Origin of the sequence: Candidatus Rhodoblastus alkanivorans (genome assembly GCF_022760755.1) — a bacterium.
Lineage (GTDB): Bacteria > Pseudomonadota > Alphaproteobacteria > Rhizobiales > Beijerinckiaceae > Rhodoblastus > Rhodoblastus alkanivorans.
Window position 1 is genome coordinate 1 of record NZ_JAIVFP010000003.1, and the last position, 21639, is coordinate 21639.

Annotated in this window: 24 protein-coding genes and 2 pseudogenes; 16 read left to right on the forward strand and 10 right to left on the reverse strand. The window is 60.0% G+C overall.

Annotation, left to right across the window (positions count from 1 at the left end; all coding sequences use genetic code 11):
* The first annotated feature begins 139 nt into the window (after positions 1 to 139).
* The gene (locus K2U94_RS20050; RefSeq protein WP_243069057.1) at positions 140 to 901 is read left to right on the forward strand and encodes a hypothetical protein; all 762 of its coding nucleotides are present in this window, start codon (positions 140 to 142) and stop codon (positions 899 to 901) included.
* 251 nt (positions 902 to 1152) lie between these two features.
* Here the strand turns inward: K2U94_RS20050 and K2U94_RS20055 are convergent, their stop codons facing one another.
* From K2U94_RS20055 to K2U94_RS20885, 7 genes and pseudogenes are all read right to left on the reverse strand, one after another.
* Positions 1153 to 1578, reverse strand: a complete 426-nt coding sequence (locus tag K2U94_RS20055; RefSeq protein WP_243069058.1) for a hypothetical protein — start codon at positions 1576 to 1578, stop codon at positions 1153 to 1155.
* A gap of 506 nt (positions 1579 to 2084) precedes the next feature.
* Positions 2085 to 2525, reverse strand: a complete 441-nt coding sequence (locus tag K2U94_RS20060) for a helix-turn-helix domain-containing protein (protein WP_243069059.1) — start codon at positions 2523 to 2525, stop codon at positions 2085 to 2087.
* A gap of 170 nt (positions 2526 to 2695) precedes the next feature.
* Complete coding sequence (locus K2U94_RS20065; RefSeq protein WP_243069060.1) at positions 2696 to 6427, reverse strand: EAL domain-containing protein; 3732 nt, start codon at positions 6425 to 6427, stop codon at positions 2696 to 2698.
* Between the two features lie 206 nt (positions 6428 to 6633).
* Positions 6634 to 7746 (reverse strand): sensor domain-containing diguanylate cyclase, encoded by a 1113-nt coding sequence (locus K2U94_RS20070; protein WP_243069061.1) that lies wholly within the window; start codon positions 7744 to 7746, stop codon positions 6634 to 6636.
* Positions 7747 to 8033: 287 nt separating this feature from the next.
* Positions 8034 to 8189, reverse strand: a pseudogene (locus K2U94_RS20075) (IS21 family transposase); the annotation flags it as partial.
* A gap of 297 nt (positions 8190 to 8486) precedes the next feature.
* Complete coding sequence (locus K2U94_RS20080; protein ID WP_243069062.1) at positions 8487 to 9185, reverse strand: hypothetical protein; 699 nt, start codon at positions 9183 to 9185, stop codon at positions 8487 to 8489.
* Between the two features lie 38 nt (positions 9186 to 9223).
* Positions 9224 to 9370 (reverse strand): annotated as a pseudogene (locus K2U94_RS20885) (chromate transporter); the annotation flags it as partial.
* A 409-nt stretch (positions 9371 to 9779) separates the two neighbouring features.
* On the opposite strand from K2U94_RS20885, the gene K2U94_RS20085 reads away from it, so the two are divergent.
* Entirely contained in the window at positions 9780 to 10589 is an 810-nt protein-coding gene (locus K2U94_RS20085; protein ID WP_243069063.1) for a tetratricopeptide repeat protein, read from the forward strand.
* A gap of 100 nt (positions 10590 to 10689) precedes the next feature.
* Positions 10690 to 11325 (forward strand): DUF3280 domain-containing protein, encoded by a 636-nt coding sequence (locus tag K2U94_RS20090; protein WP_243069064.1) that lies wholly within the window; start codon positions 10690 to 10692, stop codon positions 11323 to 11325.
* Between the two features lie 113 nt (positions 11326 to 11438).
* Here the strand turns inward: K2U94_RS20090 and ltrA are convergent, their stop codons facing one another.
* Positions 11439 to 12917: a group II intron reverse transcriptase/maturase gene (ltrA, locus tag K2U94_RS20095; protein ID WP_425332564.1), complete on the reverse strand. Its 1479-nt coding sequence runs from the start codon at positions 12915 to 12917 to the stop codon at positions 11439 to 11441.
* Positions 12918 to 13343: 426 nt separating this feature from the next.
* On the opposite strand from ltrA, the gene K2U94_RS20100 reads away from it, so the two are divergent.
* Entirely contained in the window at positions 13344 to 13910 is a 567-nt protein-coding gene (locus K2U94_RS20100) for a recombinase family protein (RefSeq protein WP_243069065.1), read from the forward strand.
* Positions 13911 to 14096: 186 nt separating this feature from the next.
* On the opposite strand, the gene K2U94_RS20105 is transcribed toward K2U94_RS20100, so the two are convergent.
* The gene (locus K2U94_RS20105) at positions 14097 to 15065 is read right to left on the reverse strand and encodes a hypothetical protein (protein WP_243069066.1); all 969 of its coding nucleotides are present in this window, start codon (positions 15063 to 15065) and stop codon (positions 14097 to 14099) included.
* A 576-nt stretch (positions 15066 to 15641) separates the two neighbouring features.
* Between K2U94_RS20105 and K2U94_RS20110 the strand changes: the two genes are divergently transcribed.
* The 12 genes from K2U94_RS20110 (at position 15642) to K2U94_RS20165 (ending at position 20889) form a co-directional block, all read left to right on the forward strand.
* Positions 15642 to 16112 carry a hypothetical protein gene (locus K2U94_RS20110; protein ID WP_243069067.1) on the forward strand — a complete coding sequence of 157 codons (471 nt, stop codon included), beginning with the start codon at positions 15642 to 15644 and terminating at the stop codon, positions 16110 to 16112.
* The gene (locus K2U94_RS20115; protein ID WP_243069068.1) at positions 16109 to 16399 is read left to right on the forward strand and encodes a type II toxin-antitoxin system RelE/ParE family toxin; all 291 of its coding nucleotides are present in this window, start codon (positions 16109 to 16111) and stop codon (positions 16397 to 16399) included. Before K2U94_RS20110 ends, K2U94_RS20115 begins: the two co-directional genes overlap by 4 nt.
* The gene (locus K2U94_RS20120; protein WP_243069069.1) at positions 16390 to 16710 is read left to right on the forward strand and encodes a ribbon-helix-helix domain-containing protein; all 321 of its coding nucleotides are present in this window, start codon (positions 16390 to 16392) and stop codon (positions 16708 to 16710) included. The genes K2U94_RS20115 and K2U94_RS20120 overlap by 10 nt, the downstream gene beginning before the upstream one ends.
* A gap of 198 nt (positions 16711 to 16908) precedes the next feature.
* Entirely contained in the window at positions 16909 to 17622 is a 714-nt protein-coding gene (locus K2U94_RS20125; RefSeq protein ID WP_425332565.1) for a helix-turn-helix domain-containing protein, read from the forward strand.
* 197 nt (positions 17623 to 17819) lie between these two features.
* On the forward strand, positions 17820 to 18080 hold the full coding sequence (locus K2U94_RS20130) for a CopG family ribbon-helix-helix protein (RefSeq protein ID WP_243069070.1): 261 nt from the start codon (positions 17820 to 17822) through the stop codon (positions 18078 to 18080).
* Positions 18077 to 18385, forward strand: coding sequence for a type II toxin-antitoxin system RelE/ParE family toxin (locus tag K2U94_RS20135; protein WP_243069071.1), 309 nt, complete (start codon positions 18077 to 18079; stop codon positions 18383 to 18385). The genes K2U94_RS20130 and K2U94_RS20135 overlap by 4 nt, the downstream gene beginning before the upstream one ends.
* A gap of 175 nt (positions 18386 to 18560) precedes the next feature.
* Positions 18561 to 19217, forward strand: coding sequence for a ParA family protein (locus K2U94_RS20140; RefSeq protein ID WP_243069072.1), 657 nt, complete (start codon positions 18561 to 18563; stop codon positions 19215 to 19217).
* Positions 19210 to 19458 (forward strand): hypothetical protein, encoded by a 249-nt coding sequence (locus tag K2U94_RS20145; RefSeq protein WP_243069073.1) that lies wholly within the window; start codon positions 19210 to 19212, stop codon positions 19456 to 19458. The genes K2U94_RS20140 and K2U94_RS20145 overlap by 8 nt, the downstream gene beginning before the upstream one ends.
* A 48-nt stretch (positions 19459 to 19506) precedes the next feature.
* Entirely contained in the window at positions 19507 to 19776 is a 270-nt protein-coding gene (locus K2U94_RS20150; protein ID WP_243069074.1) for a BrnT family toxin, read from the forward strand.
* Complete coding sequence (locus K2U94_RS20155) at positions 19739 to 20071, forward strand: BrnA antitoxin family protein (protein ID WP_243069075.1); 333 nt, start codon at positions 19739 to 19741, stop codon at positions 20069 to 20071. Before K2U94_RS20150 ends, K2U94_RS20155 begins: the two co-directional genes overlap by 38 nt.
* A 159-nt stretch (positions 20072 to 20230) precedes the next feature.
* Positions 20231 to 20545: a toxin-antitoxin system TumE family protein gene (locus K2U94_RS20160; protein WP_483413711.1), complete on the forward strand. Its 315-nt coding sequence runs from the start codon at positions 20231 to 20233 to the stop codon at positions 20543 to 20545.
* Entirely contained in the window at positions 20542 to 20889 is a 348-nt protein-coding gene (locus K2U94_RS20165) for an HVO_A0114 family putative DNA-binding protein (protein ID WP_243069077.1), read from the forward strand. Before K2U94_RS20160 ends, K2U94_RS20165 begins: the two co-directional genes overlap by 4 nt.
* Positions 20890 to 21034: 145 nt before the next feature.
* Here the strand turns inward: K2U94_RS20165 and K2U94_RS20170 are convergent, their stop codons facing one another.
* Positions 21035 to 21601: a recombinase family protein gene (locus K2U94_RS20170; protein ID WP_243068942.1), complete on the reverse strand. Its 567-nt coding sequence runs from the start codon at positions 21599 to 21601 to the stop codon at positions 21035 to 21037.
* Positions 21602 to 21639: the final 38 nt, after the last annotated feature.

Here is a 21639-nt window from a genome sequence, read left to right on the forward strand (position 1 = left end):
CAAAGAGCAGCAGCTCCAGGCCGAGGTTGAGCAGCAGCGCCAGGCGGAAGCTGAAAAGGCGCGGCAGATCGAGCAGGAGCGCGCTCGCCAGCAATCGCGGGAGCGAGGCTATGGTTATGAAATGTAAGGGATGGCTGGAATGAGCGAGGAAGCAAACCCGTTGGCCGTCATGGGCGCCTTGGTCGCGCATGCCGAGGCTTTGCAGGCTCAGGCAGAGGCCGCCCTCAAGCAGGCGAGATCCGAGGCCGAGGCGCAACATCTGGAGGTCGCCGGTCTGACCCGCGACCTCGCCGAGGTTCTAAAAGCTTTCGACGGGCAGCGGCAGGCGATGCAGAAGCAGTTGCAGGCCTTCGGTCAGGCGATTGCTCGGATTGACAGTCAGGCGGGCGCCGGAGGCAGGGCGGCTGTGGCGGATGAGGCGCGGGCCGCGTTCAAGAGCGCCGGCGCCGCGATCGGCGCGGCGGCGCGCGACGCGGTTGGGCCGGCGCGGGAACGTCTGGTGTCGGGCGCCACAGCGATCGAGGCCGCGCGCCTGTCGCTTGTGGCTGCGCAAAAAGGGTTTTCTTGGCGCGCGCTTGGCATGGCGGGCGCGCTGATTTTTATGGCCTTGGTCGTCGCGGTTTCTGGGGGCGCGGGTTTTGTCGCCTGGCAGCGTCATGAGGTCGAGAGCGCGCGGCAGGAATTGGCCGACCTGCAAGCGAAGGTGGCCAGTCTCACGATCGTCATTGCCGAGATGGAGAAAAAAGGCCGCGACCTCGACGCCAGGGGCGTGCGCTTCGAGACCACTCAATGCCTGGATAGTGACAAGCGCAGGCGCCTTTGCGTCGAGATCGAGCCGGGCACTTCGTCCTTCTACCTAGATGGCGGCAAAAAGCAGTTTTTCGTGCCGAAGGGGTTTTGAGCGAAGCGGGGGAGGGGCCACGCTTGGCGCGATCGGTCAACGGCTGCGCCATCCTGCGCTTTGGCTACGGGCCCTTCGGGTAACAGACCGCACCAAGCGCGGCAATGGGCTTACCGTCGACCGGTTCGGCCGCTTCTCTCACCAAAGCGACGGAGAGAAATCTGCCTGGACGGCGGCGCGATGCTTAAAAGCGAGAATGGCCCGTCTCAGATGAGACAGGCCATTCTGTTCGGCTGCGAGTAAGATTTTTCTCAGGCGGTATATTTGGATTCCGGCGTGCACGCCCACGCGAGCGAGCCGGCATTCTTTTCGTAGGGAATCGTCAGCGCGGTCGCGACCTCCTCGTCGATGTCCTTCTTCCAGAGGTCCAGGATCGATGCGGCGCCGATGACGTCCAACGCTTTCGCGTCCATCCGCGCCCAATCGGCATCGGGAATGACCATGCCGATCGCGCGGTCGATGGCGCGCCGGAACCCCAGTTCCTGCCCGTAACCGGCTTTCGCCTCGGCCATGAACGAAGTGACGGTGGCCGGCGCCTCTTCGAGCAACTGCTCGATATCCGCATAGAGGCTGCCGAGCGCCTCGGTCCCGTCGACGCCGTTGGCGACCTTGCGCTTCGTGGCCTTGACCGCATTGAGGACGTTGTCATGCAGGTCGTTGATGTCTTTGATATTCATGTGATGTCACTTTCTGGATTGTGCCAAACTTCCGCCCTGCCGAAGCAGCAACGGTCCATTTAGCCTCGCCGATATTTTTGAGAACGCGAGCCTGCATGCACATCAAAATGCATCTTCGTTTTTTTCTGTGGGTGCGTAAATTGCGATTGGGACCCAATGCCGCGCACATCCCTGCGCAGCTTGCTGGAGTAGGCTTTTTTGAAAGCGCAAGCCTCAGTGCGCATAAAAATGCATCCCCGCGATTTTCGGTGGACGGATTTGACCGGGCTATTGCGGCCCCTCCGCCGACCTGGCGGGCTATGCAAGTATTGCAGGCTCTGCCACCACCTATCGCAGACCTGTCATTACTGGTTTTGCGCTGTATAGAATCGGACGCCGCCGCGTAGCCTTCTTTTTTCTTATCGACGACTTCCAGAAACCTTGCCAGCAAGTTCCATAATCGCCGTTCCGCGCGAAGGACAACAACAACAACATCTCGTCTATGTCGCGGATGCGGCGGGAAGCAGTCATGCTGGCTTTTGCACCCGACTTCGACGCCCGCAAGTAGATCCTTCCGCCAACGACGCGACGAAATCGACAGCCTTCTTTCGAGCCTTCGCGTCGCGAATAAGAACGAAAGCTCGAATGAGACGAAGTCCATCGACGCTGGAGAGAAATTCGGTGACGGCGACCTCATCTGAAGGTGCTTCTTCCGCGGCAGGCACCTCGAATCCGTCTGTGACGGGCAAGCATTCGAAAAAGAACGACGGACAAACATTCAGTGCGGTGGAAATCTGAAGAAGCCGCCCCGCTCCAATCTTGTTCATTCCCTTCTCGTATTTCTGCACCTGCTGAAAGCTCACGCCCAAGGCTTCGGCCAGCGTCGCTTGGCTCATGTCCAGAAGCACGCGGCGCATCCGCACTCTGGCGCCGACATGGCTGTCAATCGAATTTGCGACTCTTTTCACGGATCGCTCCTCAGCGACGGCTCAGCCCGTCTTTCTGGGACGATTATATCGATGAGAAATCAGGAGGCGGCGTAATAAATATGTTGACTCAGATTCGCCGCCGCGACGCCAGTCCCTCCAGCTGGGTCAATAAGTCGCAGCCCCCCGATGCGCCTCGCCGTCAGATCGCGTTAAACGTAAGGGACGCGAGCAATTGCTGCCATCGTCTGAGCGGGCTCCGGCGCCGCTGCGTATTTCACCAGCAGGTCGCTCTCCCACAAGGGCTTGTCGAACAGATAGCCCTGCGCCAGGCTGCAGCCGCATACCGCGAGGAATTCCGCCTGCGCCTCGGTTTCGACGCCCTCGGCCAATGCCACGATCTTCAGCGAATGCGCGAGACGGACAATCGCCGCGGCGATTTCCATGCTGGTCGGATCGGCGGGAATATCAATGATGAAGCTGCGGTCGAGCTTCAACTTGTCGATGGGAAAACGTTTCAGATAGAACAGCGACGAATGCCCGGCGCCGAAATCATCGATGGAGATTCGCAGACCGAGCGCCTTGAGTTCGGTCAGTTTGGCCTCGGCGCCGCCGCCCTGTTCCAGAAGCGCGCTTTCGGTGATCTCGATTTCGAGACAGCTGGGCGGCAGGCCGGTCTCTTTGAGAATAGCCTGGATGCGCCGACAGATGTCGGGGCGGTCGAGCTGGACTGGCGACAGATTGACCGCGACCACGCCGAGATCGACGCCTGAATCACGCCAGGCCTTCATGCGCCCGCAGGCCTCGCGCAAAACCCATTCGCCGAGCGGGATAATCAAGCCCGTTTTCTCGGCGAGTGGAATGAAATCCGCCGGCGAGACCAGGCCGGACGGCGAGCGCCAACGGGTCAACGCTTCGACGCCGACAATTTTCCGTCCGTCGAGAGCGATCAGCGGCTGGTATTGCAGCACGAATTCACCGCGTTCCAGACCCCGGCGCATTCCGGCTTCGAGTTCGAGGCGGGAATTGGCCTCGCGCGTCATGGCGTCTGAATAGAAGCGCACCGCCGAGCCGCCATTTTGTTTGGCGAGATCGAGGGCCGAGCCGGCATGCTGGATCAAGGTCTCGGCGTCGTCGCCATTTTCTGGGAACAAACCGACGCCGACGCTGAGACCGACACAGGCTTCGCGGCCGCCCGGTAAAGCGAAATGCGCAGCGGTCGCTTCGATCAGATTCTGCGCCAAAGCGGCGGCGGCGTGCGGTTCCGGGATTTCTTCCAACAGCACGGCGAATTCGTCGCCGCCGAGCCGCGCCAGAGTGTCAGAAGCGCGCAGCCTCTTGCTCCAGCGCTCAGCGGCCTCGACGAGCAACTGGTCGCCCGCGGCATGGCCGAGGCTGTCGTTGATCGTCTTGAAGCGATCGAGATCGAGAAACAGCACGGCGCCGATCGTGCCGCTGCGCCGCGCGCGCTCAATGGCATGTTCGACGCGCAGGCGCAGTAGCAGGCGGTTGGGCAAGTGGGTCAGCGGATCGTGATGGGCGAGAAACTCCAGCTGGCTTTCCGATTGTTTCAGCCGCCCGATGTCGCTGAACACGCCAATATAATTGGTGATCTCTCCGGTTGCGCCGATCACGGCGCTGATCGTCGCCAGTTGAGGATAGATTTCGCCGTTCTTGCGTCGGTTCCAGATTTCTCCGCTGAAATAGCCGACCTCCCGGATGCTCTTCCACATCGCCTGATAGAATTCGCGCCCTTGCCGGCCCGATTGCACGACGCGCATGGTTTGGCCGCGCATGGAGGCCCCGTCGTAACCGGTGATCCTTTCGAAGGCCGGATTGACCATGAGGATCTTCTCGTCGGCGCCGGTGACGACGATGCCTTCACGGGTGCTTGTATAGACCATTGCCGCGAGGCGCAGTTCGGCCTCGTGGCTTTTGCGTAAGGTGATGTCGATGTCCGTGCCGACCACCCGGATCATGCGGCCGGCGGCGTTGAAGACCGGCAGGCCGCGCGACAAAATGTCGAGCCAGCGGCCGTCCTTGTGGCGCATCCTGGTTTCGAATTCGAAAGTCGTCCGCTGGCCGGCGCGGATTTCGGCGAATTGCAGGCGCACGATGTCCCGCGCGCGCGGTTCGGCGACGCGCCGCCAGGCGCTTTCGTGATCCTCGATTTCGTCGTTAGAATAGCCGAGCATGGCCTTCCAGCGCGGCGAATAGTAAGAATTGCCGGTCTCCGGCCGCCAATCCCACAACCCTTCGTTCGATCCGGCGAGGGCGAGGCGAAAGCGCTCCTCGCTCTCGCGCAAATCCTCTTCCGCCGCCTTGCGGCGCGAAATGTCCTCGAACACCGACATGAGATAGTCTGGTTCGTCGGCTTCGCCGCGCACCAGGACGACAGAAATGGCGACGTCGATGACGCTGCCGTCCTTACGGATATATCGCCTTTCGCCGGTAAATTCGTCCAACGCCCCTGCCCGGACCTTCGCGAGTTGACTTGTGACCTCCGCATGTTGTTCCGGCGCGGTCAGACGGTACACGTCCATCGCCAGCAGTTCCTCACGCGAATAGCCGAAGATTTCGCAGAGCCGCCGATTGACGCGCAACAGCTGTCCCTCAAGGCCGACATGACCCATTCCGATCAGGGCCTGCTCGAAGGTGACACGAAAGCGCCGGTCGGCGCGTGCTCGAACAAGCTGCTGATTTTTCCATAGAAAGCCGGCGATGATCCAGCACGCCGCGACGCCTATCGCCGCCAGAAGTCCCGCCATTCGGGCGACGCCGTTCAACTCGGCCAAGGCATCGGCCTCGTCGATCCATGCGACCAACTCCCAGTCGGTCCCCGGCGCCTTTTGACCGGCGGCGAAGACCGGCACGCCATTCCAGCCGACGCCGCGCATGGCTTGCGCCTCGCCGCGCATGAAAGCGGCGGCTGGCACGGTGGATGTCGCATAGGGCTGACGCCGGCTCATCAGCGCGCCGCCATCTTGTGGAAGGCCGATGAGCAAAACAATGTCGTCGCCCTCGCGCCTAGCCAGCAGACCAGCGCCCCTTGCGTTTTGAAATCGCCATTCCCGCACGAAGGGATTGAGGAAGTCGCGCGCCGTCAGTTCGGCGTAGATCGCCAGTTCAGGATTTTTCGCGCCGGGCCGCGCCAACGCAGGCGCCACATAGCCGAAGCGCGGCCCGCCGCCTTTGGCGTCGACGTGCAGATCGACCAGCGCCGGCTCACGGGTGGCGAAGCTTTTCTTGGCCGCTGCCGCTATCGCCGGTTCGACCGGCGCGTCGCCGGCCCCAAATACGGAACGTCCCGACGCATCAATTAAATCGGCGTCGGCAAAGCCGAAAGCGACGGCCTGACGGCGCAAATCCTGTTGCGAACCCTCGCGATTCCAGCCCCGCAGGGAGGCCCCGTCGGAGATCGCCTGCGTCTTGTCACTGGCGGCGAGCAGCGCGGCGTTGGTCCTCTGCGCCTCCAGCCAGCGGCCAAGATCCCTCGCCTTGAAATCGACCATGGCGCGCGCCTGGTCCAACGCGTATTGCGCGACCGATCTGGCGACCGCCCGATAGCCCACGATGGCGCTCCCCACAATCAGGACCGATGCGACTGCGGCCAGTAGAAAAAGCGGCGTCGCGCCGCCCCGCCCGCGCTGTTTCGGTTTGGCGAGGGCGCCGCGCAGCCTGGCGCGCCGCAAAGCGATATACAACGGAACCGAGGTGACGGCGATGAAGACCAGCCCTTTGTAGTTTGACGGGGAGGTGAAAGTGTTGCGATCGAAAATTTGCGCGAACAGGTGGTCAGACATGACGATCCAGGCGCAGCCGCCGATCGCATAAAGGAGCGTGGTGTAGAGGGCGAAGGGTCTTCGCGGCAGGAGGACCTGAGGTCGATCCGCCTTGTTAGTTCTGGGAAGTGCGGGCGTGCGGCCCGATCGAACAAAAGCCATTGCGACGCCTCCGGGGGCGGTAGAAGCAGGTCAAAGGTTCGCAGGGGCGTCAGGCAACCTCAGTGACCGCTTGGATTGGATTGCGTCGACGGCGCGCAGCGACATTGGCTAGGCCATGCGCTGGCCTCTCTGAAACCTTAACAAGATGCCCAAAATCGCATGAAACCGCCTGTCCGATTCTCGGCGGATAAAGAATTGCCGCGATTTCAAGCATGAAGTCGCGCTTCCGGCGCGCCAGCGCGGCATGACGCGCTGGCGTCGGAATCAATTTTGGCGATTTCAATTCCAGCGGTAGGCTGGCTTCGCGCGACATTGCAGGATGGGGAATCGTCAAAAGCGCAGAATTGGTTTCCGCCAGATTCCTTGGCGCGAAAAAGCGCAATATCGGCGAAGCAGATGAGTTTTTCGACGCGGTCGGTGGCCGTTGGCGCAACCGTCGCCGTCCCAATGGAGACCGTAACATAAGGCCCGGCGCTGCTGATAGGGTGCAGCATCCCTATGCCTTCGACAGCGGCGCGAATGTTTTCCGCGATAGAGGCGGCTCCCGCTTTGTCGGTGGACGGGAGAATCAGGGCGAATTCTTCGCCGCCATAACGCGCTGGAAAGTCACCTGCCTGAAGGGCTGCATTGGCCACAGTCTCGGCGACGATCCGCAGACATTCGTCGCTGCGTGGATGTCCGACGCTTTCATTGAACAGCTTGAAACAGTCGATGTCGATCATCAGCAACGATAGGGCCGCGCCGGAACGGATCGCCCGGCGCCATTCGGTGCTGAGGACGTCGTCGAAAGTGCGGCGATTGGCGACGCCGGTGAGCGCATCGACCCCGGTGAGGCCCCTGAACTTGGCCTCAGCCGCCTTTATAGCGCTGAGGTCGCGGATGGTTTCGAGGACGCCGACCAATTTGCCGTTGGCGCCACGGATCGCCACTGCCTCGATGGCTAAATAGAGACGACCGCCAGTGATCGGCATGACAAACCAGTTTTCCGCTGCGATGGCCCCGCGATTGGCGTCGTTATTGTCATTGGCAACTACGGCGTAGAATTCGCTAGCGCCTTCGGTTCGGTCTTGCAGGATCAGGTCGGCAAGGCACGGGCTGGCCTCGGTATAAAAACCGCGCCAGTGGTCGCGCGTCCCAACAACGTCAGCGGCCTTTAAGCCGGTGAGAGATTCACAAGCTCGGTTCCATGCTATGATCCGTCCCTGCGGGTCGAGAACGAAGGTCGGAGTGAGATGATGCTCCAGCAATAATTCCGAATTGACGAGCGCTTTGCGCATGGAAACAACCTCCGGTTGAGGAGCATCCTGCCTCGCAACCATTAACAATGATCTAAATTGTTGATATTCTAATCATTTTCCGTCTCGTCCGACAAAAAATTACTGTGGTGCGTGGATACCGCAGCCCAGAACCCGAAGCTTGCGCCGCGCTTGCTGTGAAGCGAGGATCGCATCCGAAATACTGCAACGCACAATTGATCCGCAGCGTCAAAGGTTGCCCTGTCATACGGTATTTGATGCGACGCACGGCCGTTCTCCTGACGCGCAAACTCTGTTCACCTGGAGCTTCGATCCTATCGAATGGACATTTTTTTGGTGAGGGTGTGAATTAGCGCGTGTTCATAGCGAAACTCTGTCGCCTCGGTGCGGATCACTTTCCGCACGACCTTCCGCGACGCATGCAGCGTCCGGCAGATCTCCTTGATCGGCTTCCTCTGATAGAAAAACGCCCGGCGAATCTTGGCGATCGTCTCTACAATCAACATTCCAATCTCGGCCCCCGATAATCAGGAGGCTGTGTGGCTCCTCAGCCCCGGGGTCCCGATTGGATGCAAATCACCTCCAAAGCGGGGTCCTTATTCCATGCAAAATCACAGGCGACTTACCTTTCCATCCTGCGAGTTTCTTTTCCCTTGCGGGATTGGCGCTGGCCGTCGTCGGTTGCGGGTGGCTGGCGACGCGCCCCAGGCGATCGACTGGCGCAGCAATGGGTTTCGGCGCTTTGGGGAGCGATCCGCTGTGAGATGGGCGCTCGGTCAGGGCCGTGCGTCACGACGTGACGGCTAGAATTTGAAGCCGAGCACGGCGCCGATTTGCACACCGACGCCGTTTTCCTGCTTGCCAGCCAATTTGCCGTTGAAATCGAACACGCCGATTTCCGGCGAGATCGAAACCACCTCGGTCAATTTGGCGCGCACGCCCAAGCCCACGCCAACGGCGTTCAGGTAATTGCCGGCGTCGCCGCCGATCGCAGTCGGAATGGCGGTATAGACATAGCGGAGATCGACGAAGCCGGCGTAGCGCGGTGTGAAGGAATGGCTCAGGATCAGATCGACGCCGGGGCTCCAAGCGCTTCGCGAACGATCCTGAATGTCGAGATAGCTGTAGGCTCCACCGATGACGAGCGCCGCCTGCCAGGGGCTGTCGGCCGGAGTGAGTCGGCGCTTGAGGTCGATTTCGGCGCCGAGCGACGGACCGATGCTGGAGAAGGGGAGCGCGACCTGGGTGAGGCGGTAGCCGATGTCCCAGCCGTCGGCGAGGCCTGCGCGAATGCCTGCGTGCGGCAGAAAGGTGGTGAGGCTCGTGGTGCGCGGCTCGCCGACCGAGGAGAGCTGTCCGCCCGCTCCGGCGATCGCCGAAAAATCGCCCTGCGGCAGGGTGTCCGCCGTCGAAAAGCCGAGCAGCCAGAAGGCCGTGGCCGGCATGGGCGCCAGGACCGAGGCCAAGGCGGCTGCCAGGCCGAATTTTGTAATCGTTCGCATATCATTTCCCCTATTGACGAAAACCGCGCGCGGAAAAGCGTCACCCATTTCTGCTCATTGATGAGAATGCGGTGCATCATGGAAATCTGGCCGGCGGGACCACCAAAGCTCAGAAGCGCGATATGCGCCCAGACGCGGAACGCCGCGCTGAGCGAAACGCCATGTCCGGCTTTGGGCGTCTCGATTGAGGAGGATCATTTCTTCTTTGCGGAGCCGCCGCCGTGGTTTGTATGCGCTTCGTCCATCGCGTCGCGGCACCAACGGTAGAGAGTTGACCTGCTCCGAACCGCCTGGCGAGGCCACCCACTGGACCGGCCGCGCGATGGCCAAGGCCTTCAACGTGACGAAGATCTTACAAAATTAAGGGCTCTCGCGCCCGATTATCAGGTGACTGCGGCTGAAGAATATGATAAATCTCAAGAACTTGATTAATTTCAAGAAGACTTGAAATAGTGCCGAGACAACGTCGAACGCCGCCACAAAAGAACTCGACGCAAGAGCTTTTGACGCCGGCAGAATTCGAAGCCGCCATTCGCGCGGTCGGCGCGGAACGCTATCACGACAAGCATATTTTCCGCAAAAAAGGCGAGGCGCATGAAAAAATTTTTAACGGGTTATTCTCTTCTTCTCGTCCTCGCGTTGGCGTCTCCGACCCGCGCGCAGGAGACAACTGAGTCCGACTGGATCCGCAATCCCGCCATGGGCAACTACCAGGCCTATGCCGAATACAAGATGGGGCATTACGACGCCGCCCGGCACGTGTGGGAGGTGCTGGCGGAGCGCGGAAATCCGGATGCCCTGTTCAATCTCGGCAGCCTCGCCGAGGACGGCCTGGGCGAAGCCAAGGACATGGCCAAGGCCGAATCCCTCTATGTTGCGGGGGCAGACGCAGGTGGGTTCAAGGCGCAATACCGGCTCGGCATGCTCTATTCGGGCGCTGGCCCGCTGCGCAATATCGACAAGGCGCGCCATTACCTGAGCCTCGCCGCTCAGGAAGGCGACCGCGACGCCATCGAGCGCCTCGCCTCGCTGGCGCATCCCGACAAGCCGCCGAGCGACTTCGAACGCGCGGAAATGCTCGCGAGCGGCGGCAAGCCCGACGAAGCCGCCCCAATCTATCGCCGCCTCGCTGACGGCGGCGACCGTCACGCCCAAACGCGCCTTGCCTGGCTGTATGAGTCCGGCAAGGGCGTCGAGCGTGATCTCGCCGAGGCCGGAAGGCGATTCCTGATAGCCGGCGAAGCAGGCGACGCCGAAGCGCAATATGCGCTTGCTGTGATGTTCAAGACAGGCAAGGGCCAAGCTCAGGACGACGAGCAAAGCCGCAAATGGCTCGAGCGTTCAGCTGCGCAGAAATATCCGGCGGCGCTGGCGGCGCTGGCGGCGGCGAAAAGCGAGAATTGACGCTCAAAACGCCTGACGTTCGCGAAGCGGCATGACCGCCCCACACTTCGTCATGCTCTTGTGGCGGATGCTATATAAGCCGTGAAAAAGGGATAAACGCATGACGGTTCACGAAATCAAACCTGCGCCTAAGAGCATGCCCGATGTTCAGGATCGTTCGCGCCTTCGTGGGCACGAATTGTTCGCCAGGTGCCGACGTGCGCCGCGCTCCGCCTTCGCGATCATGGCATTCCTATTGCTGATGAGCATCGTGGTTGGTGGTCGCGTGTTAGCCGCAGAACCAACGCCTGTCGCGCAGGTTAAATCCATCGCCTTCCTCGGTGTTCAATTCCTGAATGACCACGAGGCTCAGGAGCCGACAACCGACGCGGAGCGGGCTCGCCTTGTGTCTATCGAGGAGCTTTTCAAGTCGAAGCTCGAAGCGTCAGGCCGATACAAGTTTGTTCAAATACCGGCTGATACCAAGGCGAAGATCGCGAGGGGCGCGGCTATGGGCAACTGCGGCGGCTGCGAGGTTGGCTATGGTGAGCAACTCCACAGCGATCTCGTTGCATGGGTTGTCGTGCAGAAGGTCTCGAATCTAATTCTCAACCTCAACGTCTATGTGGCCGATGTCGCGACCAAGAAAATGACGTTCATTCAGAGTGTCGACATTCGCGGCAACACAGACGAATCATGGATGCGAGGCATGACGTATATCGTGAAGAACCATATGCTTGGGGATCGTCCATTATGAGAGGCAAACAGCAGAATGATGCTCGGCTCTAGTTCATTCGATCCCGGTAGGGACGCTCATTTCTGAGCGCCCCCCGGACAGATCCGTACAGGCGGAATTCCCGCATACGGCTCCTACCTCGGGTGTTTGACGGCGAAGCGTACACTCGGCCAGGGATGCAAGACTCGCGGCGGGGGGAGAAACTCGTCGGCCAGTTTCGTCATGCGCGCCCATAACACTCCTGCTCTTTGACTGCGTCGACATAACTGTCGATGCCAGAGAACGAGAACGTGGTATCGAAACGCGCTCAGCGCCAAGCCGTTGGTCGGCACGGCGTGATAGGCGAAATATCCGGCGACGACTTGCGCAAGCCATTTCCCCGTTTCCGGGATGGGCCTGTTTATTCGCCGTCGCAGCGCTTCCTTGATCTCCCTGAGCTTCGTACGCATGCGGTCGCCACGGGACTTCCTCCTGACCCGGAAGTCGCCCCGTCGCGATTTGTCGCAAATGAGCACGAAGCCTAGAAACTTGAAGGTTTCCGGCTTCGATCGTCCGCTCCTCTTGCAGTTCTGGGCCGCGAAGCGACCGAACTCAATTAGGCGGGTCTTGTCCGGATGCAACGACAGCGAGAACTCCCGTAGCCTGTCGCGCATCGCATCCCAAAAGCGGCGGGCGTCGTTCTCATGCTGGAAGCCGACGACTATGTCGTCGGCATATCTGACCATGATCATGTCGCCCGTGGCCTCGCGCCGTCGCCAGCGTTCGGCCCACAGATCGAAAACGTAATGAAGATAAATGTTCGCGAGCAGCGGCGAAATTACCGACCCCTGCCCCGTCCCCTTTTCCTCAATCGTCACGATCCCGTCTTCAAGGATGCCGGCCCGCAACCATTTCTGGACGAGCCGGATGATACGCTTGTCGCCGATCCGATGTTCCAGGAAGCGGACAACCCATTGCTGGGAAACCTCCGTGAAGAACGAGCGGATGTCGGCGTCGAGTATATGGTTCACCTTCTTGTTGCTGATCCCGACAATAAGCGCGTCCAGCGCATCGTGCTGGCTGCGTTTGGGTCGGAACCCGTACGAGAACCCGAGGAAATCTTCCTCGTGGATCGCGCTTAGCAATGCCGCTACAGCTCTCTGGACGATTTTGTCTTCGAGAGCCGCGACCGCGAGCGGGCGCTTGCTTCCATCTTCCTTCGGAATGTAGCTCCGGCGGGATGGCTGCGCCCGGTACGCTCCTGTTTTGACCCGCGCGCATAGGTCTTCGATCCTTCGATCGAGGTCCCGTTCGTAGGTCTCCCATGTCATGCCGTCCACGCCAGGCGCGGCGTCGCGCTTGATCGCGTAAAACGCCGTTCTCAACATGGCGGAATCGACATGGTGCAAGAGCGACGTGAACCGCTCCTTTTTCCTTTGCCTTGCTGCTTGTCGTACGCGTCCCAGCGCCTGTGACACGCTCGCCCGGTCCTGAGCCCGGCGCGTGCTTTGCTGGTCGGCGTTCCCCTCGGTCCCCGTCCTTGGCTCCACCGGCTCCGCGACGGATTTCTCCGCCTTGTTCGTCGGCTTCGCTGCTACTACGACGGAGTCAGACTCCTCGCGTTCGTGCATCATCGGCTACGGCTCCTCGCCTTCCCGACGCGGACCGGCGGCGTCCAACCGCCGGTCAAACCCGAGGCCTCCCGGTTCCCGCGCAAAGAGCTTCCACACATGCCAGGGTCTTCGACCACGCCGGAGTGGAAAAGCGCTCGCGATATCGCGCTCCCCATGTTGCCTTCCGTGATTATGACCACGTCGGCCTCCGGAAATATCAAGCTTTCGCGGCTCAATGGCTGGCCTATGCGCTCCCCTGTCAACGCTTCATCGGCATCCTCGCGGATACAGACGCATGACTCGGGGTCAATGCGGATCGCTACTCCCTCATTGCAACGGACTTGCACCGTCTACTCCTTGCCGGTTTGGACCGGCGCACCAAAAATCAAGACTTTCGAGAAGTTTCGTTGACCGTTGCGCCGCAAGGGCTTACGGCGCTCGAAAGATATGTCCGATAGTCTAGCTCCAAACCGCCTCGGTTACGCCCGCGTCTCGACCCTCGGGCAAACCCTTGAAGCGCAACTCGACCAGCTCAAGGCGGCTGGGTGTTCGCGTCTCTATCGCGAGAAGGTCTCCGGCGCGAAGGTTGATCGTAAGGAACTTGGCAAACTCCTGAAAGCCATCGCGGCGGGCGACCAGGTGGTGGTTACGCGCATCGACCGTTTGGCGCGATCCGTGTTCGAGCTCTTCGCCATCGTCAAAAAGATCATCGACGCGGGCGGGCAATTTCTCAGCCTTGCCGAACCGTGGGCGGACACATCGACCAGCACCGGCAGGCTCATGATCGCCGTGCTCGGCGGCCTGGCGGACGTGGAGCGCGATTTAATCCGCACACGCACCGGCGAAGGCCGCGCCCGCGCCAAATTGCGCGGCCAGCACATGGGGCGACCGGCGAAAATGACGGCAGCGCAGAAGCAGGAAGCGCGGCGCAGACGGAAAGACGGCGAATCCGTCGCCGACCTCGCCCGTTCCTACGGCGTCAGCCCCGCCGCGATCTACCGAGCGACGGCGTGAGGTTTGAGGGTGCGGCGGGAACGCCCGTCCTCGGCTCGAACGCGACTTTCCCGGTCGGATTGGCGGCCGTCTCATGACGACCCTAAAGAGACCGCCCCTTATGTTCGTGAATGTTCCCTCAACAGCGCGAAGCGGTCATTATTGGCCGGTAAGCCAAGCCTCCGTAAGCCAGCGGCGCAATTCCATTTAATCCTTGGGTCGAAACTTCTTGATGAGGGCGTACGCAATTAAGGCTGGAAAACCGAAACCTGCGACCAGTAAATTGCCAAGAGCGCGGCTGTAATCAGCATTCGGATCGTTGGTCCAAGCGTTCCAATCCGGATTTTGGCGATCATACGTGATATCGATGGCATCATCGACGTTCAGCGCCGGGCATCCAACGCTCCCGAAGCGCTCAACTTGACGCACGACGCCCTCAATTTCGAACCGGTACGTTACCTGGTTTTTCTGCGCGCAATTTTTCGACGAAACATCAGCTTTTATGCGGGCAGGGTGTAGCGAAATCCCTCGTGCCGACAAGAACTGCGCTCCGACGCTCGGCGGGCCGAAGACCATAAAACCCGAGCCCGCTAGCCAAAGGATAAGGAAATAGGTTCGATTCGATGTTTTCGGTACTCGCGTAGGCTGAAGGCTGACTTTATACTCAAGAGAGCGAAGCGCATTTTCGACTGACTTGATTCGCCAAGGCAAAACACTGAAGCTCACCGGCGCAGTCGGCCCGACGCCGGTATTGAGAATCGTGAAATTGCCCATCGGGAATTGTGGGCGCCGGATGTTGGGCGACGCCCCATCATTCGTCCAGTGGAAATCGCCCCACGGGGATTGGAGCCGAAGAATCGTCTTTGTGGCGGTCAATTTCGCAAACGGCCATGACGCCGTCGTCGGCCCTGAAAAAGCGATATTCGGATTTTGTGTCCCGCAATAGACCTGAAAATCAGCTGCGCCTGCGTGCTCGAAAAGCAGGATGCCGGCAATCGTCCTAACAATCAGGCCAGCGACAACAATGATTACGATGAATAAGGCCAGTCCGACAATCGTCGGGCGAATATCGAAAAACGCAGCTGCGGTACCGACGATACAAATCGCACTTAACGCGATCGCCAGAAACGAGAGGAAAACGACAAGATAAGCCTTTTGCAGTCCATAACCTTGCATTGTGGCCTCCAATGCTTTTGGCGCACATCAATAAGCTACTTCGTAAATCATTAACATTTAGTCGTGGTTCCCCTCGCGCTGTACGTTCGCGCCGAGATGGCAGGCCGTCAACTCGTCGGGGCGCCCAAGTTTCGAAATCGGAAATACAGGGAGGCCGATCGGGCGCGGAGGGCCCAACGCCATGCTATGAAATCTCCCAAATTAATATAACGCAGGCGCCGCGTCGTTCCACACACGGGCCGCTGTTCGATCTGTTTCGTCCCTTCGGCCAAGGACCGGAATCCGCACATTCTTGTCTTTGCCGGCGACTTCGGCGTTCTTCCGCTATCCGCCGATTGCGGTCGACGCGGCGTCTCTAAAACTCCGCCGATTTTTAGCCCCAAGACCGGCGAGCAAAACTGTTGAAAATCGAGGGTCGCCTTTCTCGAAATTCGTGAGTTTCGAGAATCCGTCCGCCGCCGTGTCCGTGTCGCGCGGAACGGATTTTATGGAACCAAAGCCGCAGGCGCAGCTGGACTTTCACGCAGCCTTACTCAATAATCATGCATGACCTCATTAAGAGGAGATGGCAGGGTAATGGCGCATTCGATCTCACAGCCGGAAATCATCGACGGCAAGGCCGTGCAAAGCCTCGTCGAGGCTCAGGCGATCCGGGGCGCGACCGTTCTGGGCCAGCCGGGCGGCTGGGCCGTGCTCGTGCGCTACGGCGGCCTGGAGCGCGCGGTCGCGGCGCAACGCGCGCGCAAGCCGCGCCTGTGGCGCAATCTCGCCACCGCCGCCGCCTTTGTGCGCGAGGAACTCGGCGTCGTCCGCTTCGAGGTGGACGCCCAGGACCACGAGCCGGGCGCCGGCGGCGTCAGCCGGCCCGATCAGGCCGCCCGCATGAAGGCGAAAAACGAAGCCGCCGCGCACGACCGCTGGTTTCGCGAACAGGTCGAAAAGGGTCTTGGCGAAGCCGACGATCCCAACGCCGAATGGATTCCGCACGAGGATGTCATGGGGCGCCTTGACGCGCGCATCGCCCGCTTGAAGACGCGTGGCGCTTGAGCGTTCCCGTCGTCTGGCTCCGGCAAGCCGAAGCGACGCTCGACGCGATACTCGATCGCATCGAGCTTGAAAGCCCGAGCGGCGCCCTCACGATGGCGCTCGCTATCCGCCAGGGCGCCGACGTGCTGCTGAGCGATCACCCGAAGGCCGGCCGCGCCGGCCGCTGGCGTGGAACGCGCGAGCTGGTTATTCCGCGAACTCCGCTCGTCATCATCTACCAGGTGCGGCGAAAGCCGGCGCGGGTCGAGATCATCCGCGTCCTGCATGGCGCGCAAAAATGGCCCTGAGCGGGCGTCAAGCTCGAAAAGCGCAGACCAAAACGCGTGCTTTGAACCGGTTATATGCGGGGTATTGCAGAATCAGCAAAATCAGTGTTACCACTAACCTTATGAGTCGCCACGTCACCCCTGTTAAAGAGAAAGTCGCAGCGCATCGGGCGCGGCAACTCGCAGCCGGGCGTGTCGCGGTGAACACATACCTTCCGGGCGATCTGGTCGCGCGTATTGATCAGATTAAGGAAGAACGGGGCGCGTCATCGCGCGCGCCGATTATCGAGGAAGCTTTGAGGTTGCTGATCGAGAAGCACACGAGGGCATAAAATAAAAGCGCCCAGCCGGTGGAACGGCTAGGCGCTTTGGATAGTCGGAAACGGCTTTGTTGGACCGCCCCTAAGCAAGGCCTCCAACATAGTCGAGCAGAGCCCAACCCGCAAGAGTGAGTCTTGTGGGAGCGGCGAAGCTATCCCCGTCATTCACAGCATGCCCTCCGAACGACGGAGGACGAAATGTTTGGATCATTGGCGGCCGCGTTCAATGGAGCGCAGGCCGAACGGGAGCGCACACCCGTGCGCCGGCAATCGCGCGCGGCCGGAAAATGCGAAGGCGTGTTCTGGCGGCGCACCTCGCGCCAGGACGTGCAGAAGATCCTTTTGGCGGTGAAGCGCTACGAGTTGGCGGGACGCCAGCCAGGATCACGCAGCGGACCGCTGGGGGCCGTAGCGATCGAGCTGGTCGAGTTGTTCGCCAACATGGTGGATTTCAGGACGGGGCGGCTTGAGCCATCGATCGAAACCCTCATGCGGCATCTGAAGCGGTCGCGGGACGCGATCGTGCGGGCGTTGAAGGCCCTTCGCGCCCATGGCTTCCTCGATTGGCTGCGGCGCTACGTGCCGACCGGCAACGAGGGAGTCGGCCCACAGGTCCAGCAGACGAGCAACGCCTATCGGCTGTCGCTGCCGGCGCGGGCGCAGCAGCTTCTCGGACGCCTTGGCATGGCCCCTCCCCCGCCCGACGATCATAGCCACGCCCAGGAGCAGCATGCGGAGGAGATCAAGGCGCACCAGGACAGCCTTCCGCTTGACGAACTGCCCTTATTCACGATCGGTGACAACCCGCTTGGCAGAGCCCTCGCAAACCTGGGAAAAGCAATGAAACAGCGTGAGTCCGCCAGACAGACTGAATCCCCATCTAATTTCTTATCTAAGAGCGAAAAGGAAATCGGACACCGCTAATCGGACCGCTTACGCGGTCCTGCGGTGGTTCCGGCCCGCGTATAGGCGGGCCGGCGCTGCACCATCGCGCCAAATCCGGCCTCTATTCATTAGCGGAAAGGTCGCAAGAGGCTTTTCGATAAAAGAAGGGGTGCCAGCGGCGTGACTTTGCTGGCAAGTGTGCTAATTTGTACACAAATAAATACAAGGCTGTCATTATGACCACAAGCACAACCATGACCATTCGCGTCAGCTCTGAAATCAAAGAAAAGCTCAGTCGGCTGGCGCACGGCACCAGGCGCAGCAAATCCTACCTCGCTGCCGAGGCGGTTTCCGCCTATGTCGAGCGCGAGCTTGAAATTATCGAAGGTATCCAGCGCGGCATGGCCGACGTCGAGGCTGGCCGCGTCGTTTCGCATGACGACGCCATGGCCGAGGTCTACGCCGTCATTGACGCGGCCCAAAGCCGGAAGGCGTGACGCGGCCGGTGCAGTGGTCGCGCGACGCGCTCGATGACCTCAAGCGGCAGATTGCCTGTATCGCGGCCGATAACCCGGGTGCGGCGCGTCGAATCGCCGATCGTCTCCGTGAGACAGGCTCAGCGCTTGGAGAGACGCCGACCGGGCGACCTGGGCGTGTGACTGGCGCCTATGAAAAGGTCGTCACTGGCCTGCCCTACATCATCGCCTATGCTATTGCAGCCAAGGCCGACCGAGAAACCGTGTCGATTCTGCGCGTAATCCATACGGCGCGGGATTGGCCAGCCGGGAAATGGCCAGAATAAGTCACTTCACAACGAACCGCAGGAACGACGATTTCCGATGGCTCGGAGTAGGCATCTTTTGCATGTAATCATGATAACATGCAGGCATAATTACATGCTTGGATGCTGTCATGATTCCATGTTGTCATTTGTTTAATGTTTGCATGTTTTGATAAAAGCATGGGAGCATGAAATCATGAAAACAATCGTCATCAATTCCCAAAAGGGCGGCAGCGGCAAAACGATGCTTTGCAAGCATTTAGCCGTTGAAGCCGAACGAGCTGGCGACGGCCCGGTTTTTTTGATCGATACGGACCCTCAGGGGACGTTAACTGCATGGCACATGAAACGGGAGTCGGAGACGCCAGCCCTCGTTGAAGTGCCCTTTGTCGGGCTGGAAAAGGGCTTGGAGCTTCTCCGAGGCGCGGGCGCTGCTATTTGCATCATCGACACCGCATCGGGGCGTTTGGAAATAGCCGCCGAACTTTTCAAGTTGGCTGATCTCGCAGTTTTCCCAGTTCAACCGAGCGAAGACGATCTGACCGCCGCGCCAGTGACAGTTCAGGCTCTTAAGCAAGGGTTGGTTCCCTTCGTTTTCGTACTCACCCGTGTAAAGCCCAACACGCTCATAACCGCTCAGGCCGCCGCGATCCTGTCCAAGCATGGGCAGGTGGCCGAAACTTTCGTCGCCGACCGCACCGGCTACAAATCCCCTTATGCCAAAGGACAGACCGTCACTGAAGCGGAGCCAAAAGGTCTTGCCGCCCAGGAGATTGCGGCTTTGTGGACCAACATAAAATCATGCTTACATGAAAACATGCAAGCGCTGAAAGGGGTGAAAAAGCATGGCTAAAGCTCTAGTTCTATCCGACGAAGCCCTAGCTGCCCCGGTCGCTCAGCCGCGCGCGGCTCAAACTCCTGCCAAGGTCGAGCCGCCAATCAAAGCCGCAAAATTGCCAAAGGCTCCCCAGGTGCCACTACAAATTCGGATTTCTGCCAATGACGCCAAGGCGATCAAACGCGCTGCGCTTGAAGCGGATCAAACCATAAGTGATTTCATGCTGGCATGCTTCCATGCCAGCATGAAAAAATGATTGCCACGTGAGTGTTGTTGACGCTTGTAGACAGATTGTATATACACGATGTTCGAGTGGGATGAAGTTAAGCGGCAGAAAAATCTCGAGGGTCGAAATCTCGATTTCATTGATGCCGTGATGGTGTTTGACGGGCGCGCCGTGATCACAGCGCCATCAACTTACCCATTTGAAGACCGGCTCGTTTCCACGACCATCATGGACGACGGCAAATTCTACACTGTCGTTTGGACCTGGCGTGGCGACGCACGGCGGATTATTTCATTCAGGAGGGCGCGTCATGGCGAAGAAAGAGCATATCGTCAGCTACACGGCTGAAGAGCTGCGCGCCATGCAGGCGCGTGGCGAAAGCAAGAGCGATTGGGCGCGCGCGGCCGCCATGACAGACGCGGAGCTTGAAGCCTCGATCGCCGCCGATCCCGACGAGGCGGGTTTGGTCGCCGATTGGTCAAAGGCTTCGGTTGAGATGCCTCAGCCGAAGGCTGTTCTCAACATGCGTGTTGACCGCGACGTGCTGGAATTTTTCCGGCGCGAGGGACGGGGCTACCAGACCAAAATAAATGCCGTGCTGCGGTCCTACGTCGAGCAGATGACGCACCACAAGTCGCGTTGATAGGCCCGCCGCCTTCCGAGCGCGGGGTCTTGCTCCTTTTGAATCGCTTCGGTTCTGCCAAGCTTGTCGCAGATTGAACGCTAGCGTTCAGGCGACGGGCATTGGCGATTCCACTTTTTCCGCTATAGGGGTCATCGGCTCTATGGCTCTGGACACCATATTACCGATTATGGTATTAAACACCATATGACGGCCACGCGCATTTTTTACGATCGGATCGATTATCCCGACGGGGCCATTCTCGAAATGGTCATCTGGTCTGTTCGAGAGCCGGTCAAAGGAAGCGCGCATCGTCTTAAATACCGACTGTTTTACGGTCGCGCCGGCTTGCGCTTGGTCGGCTACGACAATGAACGCGGCAAGGGCGATCATCGCCATATTGAGAACCGCGAGGAAGCCTATCTTTTCACGACGCCCGAGGCCCTGGTCGAGGCTTTCCTGTCCGATGTGAAAGCGCTGCGAGGTGAAACATGAGCGACAATATCCGCATCCACATTGGCGACGCCAAGGACATGGGGCAGCGCTTTATCGACGCATGGCGCCGCGCTGAACGCGGCGAGGACGTGAACGAAACCAATCTGACATTTCTGGATCTGGAAAGCCTGCTCGCGGCTTTGACGCCTAAACGGCTGGACCTGCTGCGCTATGTCCGTCATCATCCGGTTGCGAATATCAAGGCTTTGGCCGCGGATTTGCACCGCGACTACAAGAACGTTCACCAGGATGTTCGGGAACTCACCAAGCTTGGCCTCTTATCCCGATCCGCTGACCAAGTTATCGCTCCCTTCGCAGAGGTGGACGCGCGATTTGTGCTTTGACGAATTCGCGCGGCTCCTGATCGGAAAGAGGGCCGAACCGTGAAACATCAGGACTACGCCAACGTCTGGGACGCGCTGACCGACAGCCAGGATGGGGTCATCGCAGAATCTTCCCAAAATCCTACGCTAAGGATTTGATCCCGTTTCAAACCCCGGCGCGAGCTTGAGAAACGAACCTCGACACGGTCGCGCGATGGATTTTGAACAGGCGGGCGATTTCGGCGGCGGTCTTGCGGCCGGACGCCACGGCTTCGACGATCTCCTTTTGCTGTTCGGCCGTTATTTTGGGTTTGCGGCCGGGGACGCGGCCCTTGGCTCTCGCCTCGCGCAAGCCGGCGCGCGTGCGCTCTCGGATCATCGCCCGTTCGAATTCAGCGAAGGAGCCGAGCATCTGCATCAACATGCGGCCGGCCGGGCCGGATGTGTCGATCGCCTCGGTCAACGATCGGAATTTCGCGCCGGCGGCGTCGACCCGTTCGAGGATGGCGAGCAGGTCCTTGAGCGAGCGGGACAGGCGGTCGAGTTTCCAAACGACGAGGGTGTCGCCGGGGCGCAGTTGGTCGAGCAGCCGATGCAGCTCGGGCCGATCCCACCGTCCGCCGGACGCCGTTTCCTCGAACACCTTGACGCATTCCGCGTCTTTGAGCGCGCGAATTTGCGGAGCGGTGTCCTGATCGTCTGATTTGGAGACGCGCGCGTAGCCGAGAAGCATGGGCGTTACTTTTTTCTGTTGCCAATCACCAGTATTTG

What these genes read in the sequence shown, in the direction of transcription:
- K2U94_RS20050 (WP_243069057.1), top strand. Translation starts at nt 140, where the DNA reads ATGAGCGAGGAAGCAAACCCGTTGGCCGTCATGGGCGCCTTGGTCGCG.
- K2U94_RS20055 (WP_243069058.1), bottom strand. Translation starts at nt 1,578, where the DNA reads ATGAATATCAAAGACATCAACGACCTGCATGACAACGTCCTCAATGCG.
- K2U94_RS20065 (WP_243069060.1), bottom strand. Translation starts at nt 6,427, where the DNA reads ATGGCTTTTGTTCGATCGGGCCGCACGCCCGCACTTCCCAGAACTAAC.
- K2U94_RS20070 (WP_243069061.1), bottom strand. Translation starts at nt 7,746, where the DNA reads ATGGTTGCGAGGCAGGATGCTCCTCAACCGGAGGTTGTTTCCATGCGC.
- K2U94_RS20080 (WP_243069062.1), bottom strand. Translation starts at nt 9,185, where the DNA reads ATGCGAACGATTACAAAATTCGGCCTGGCAGCCGCCTTGGCCTCGGTC.
- K2U94_RS20085 (WP_243069063.1), top strand. Translation starts at nt 9,780, where the DNA reads ATGAAAAAATTTTTAACGGGTTATTCTCTTCTTCTCGTCCTCGCGTTG.
- K2U94_RS20090 (WP_243069064.1), top strand. Translation starts at nt 10,690, where the DNA reads ATGACGGTTCACGAAATCAAACCTGCGCCTAAGAGCATGCCCGATGTT.
- ltrA (WP_425332564.1), bottom strand. Translation starts at nt 12,917, where the DNA reads ATGATGCACGAACGCGAGGAGTCTGACTCCGTCGTAGTAGCAGCGAAG.
- K2U94_RS20100 (WP_243069065.1), top strand. Translation starts at nt 13,344, where the DNA reads ATGTCCGATAGTCTAGCTCCAAACCGCCTCGGTTACGCCCGCGTCTCG.
- K2U94_RS20105 (WP_243069066.1), bottom strand. Translation starts at nt 15,065, where the DNA reads ATGCAAGGTTATGGACTGCAAAAGGCTTATCTTGTCGTTTTCCTCTCG.
- K2U94_RS20110 (WP_243069067.1), top strand. Translation starts at nt 15,642, where the DNA reads ATGGCGCATTCGATCTCACAGCCGGAAATCATCGACGGCAAGGCCGTG.
- K2U94_RS20120 (WP_243069069.1), top strand. Translation starts at nt 16,390, where the DNA reads ATGGCCCTGAGCGGGCGTCAAGCTCGAAAAGCGCAGACCAAAACGCGT.
- K2U94_RS20130 (WP_243069070.1), top strand. Translation starts at nt 17,820, where the DNA reads ATGACCACAAGCACAACCATGACCATTCGCGTCAGCTCTGAAATCAAA.
- K2U94_RS20140 (WP_243069072.1), top strand. Translation starts at nt 18,561, where the DNA reads ATGAAAACAATCGTCATCAATTCCCAAAAGGGCGGCAGCGGCAAAACG.
- K2U94_RS20145 (WP_243069073.1), top strand. Translation starts at nt 19,210, where the DNA reads ATGGCTAAAGCTCTAGTTCTATCCGACGAAGCCCTAGCTGCCCCGGTC.
- K2U94_RS20150 (WP_243069074.1), top strand. Translation starts at nt 19,507, where the DNA reads ATGTTCGAGTGGGATGAAGTTAAGCGGCAGAAAAATCTCGAGGGTCGA.
- K2U94_RS20155 (WP_243069075.1), top strand. Translation starts at nt 19,739, where the DNA reads ATGGCGAAGAAAGAGCATATCGTCAGCTACACGGCTGAAGAGCTGCGC.
- K2U94_RS20165 (WP_243069077.1), top strand. Translation starts at nt 20,542, where the DNA reads ATGAGCGACAATATCCGCATCCACATTGGCGACGCCAAGGACATGGGG.
- K2U94_RS20170 (WP_243068942.1), bottom strand. Translation starts at nt 21,601, where the DNA reads ATGCTTCTCGGCTACGCGCGCGTCTCCAAATCAGACGATCAGGACACC.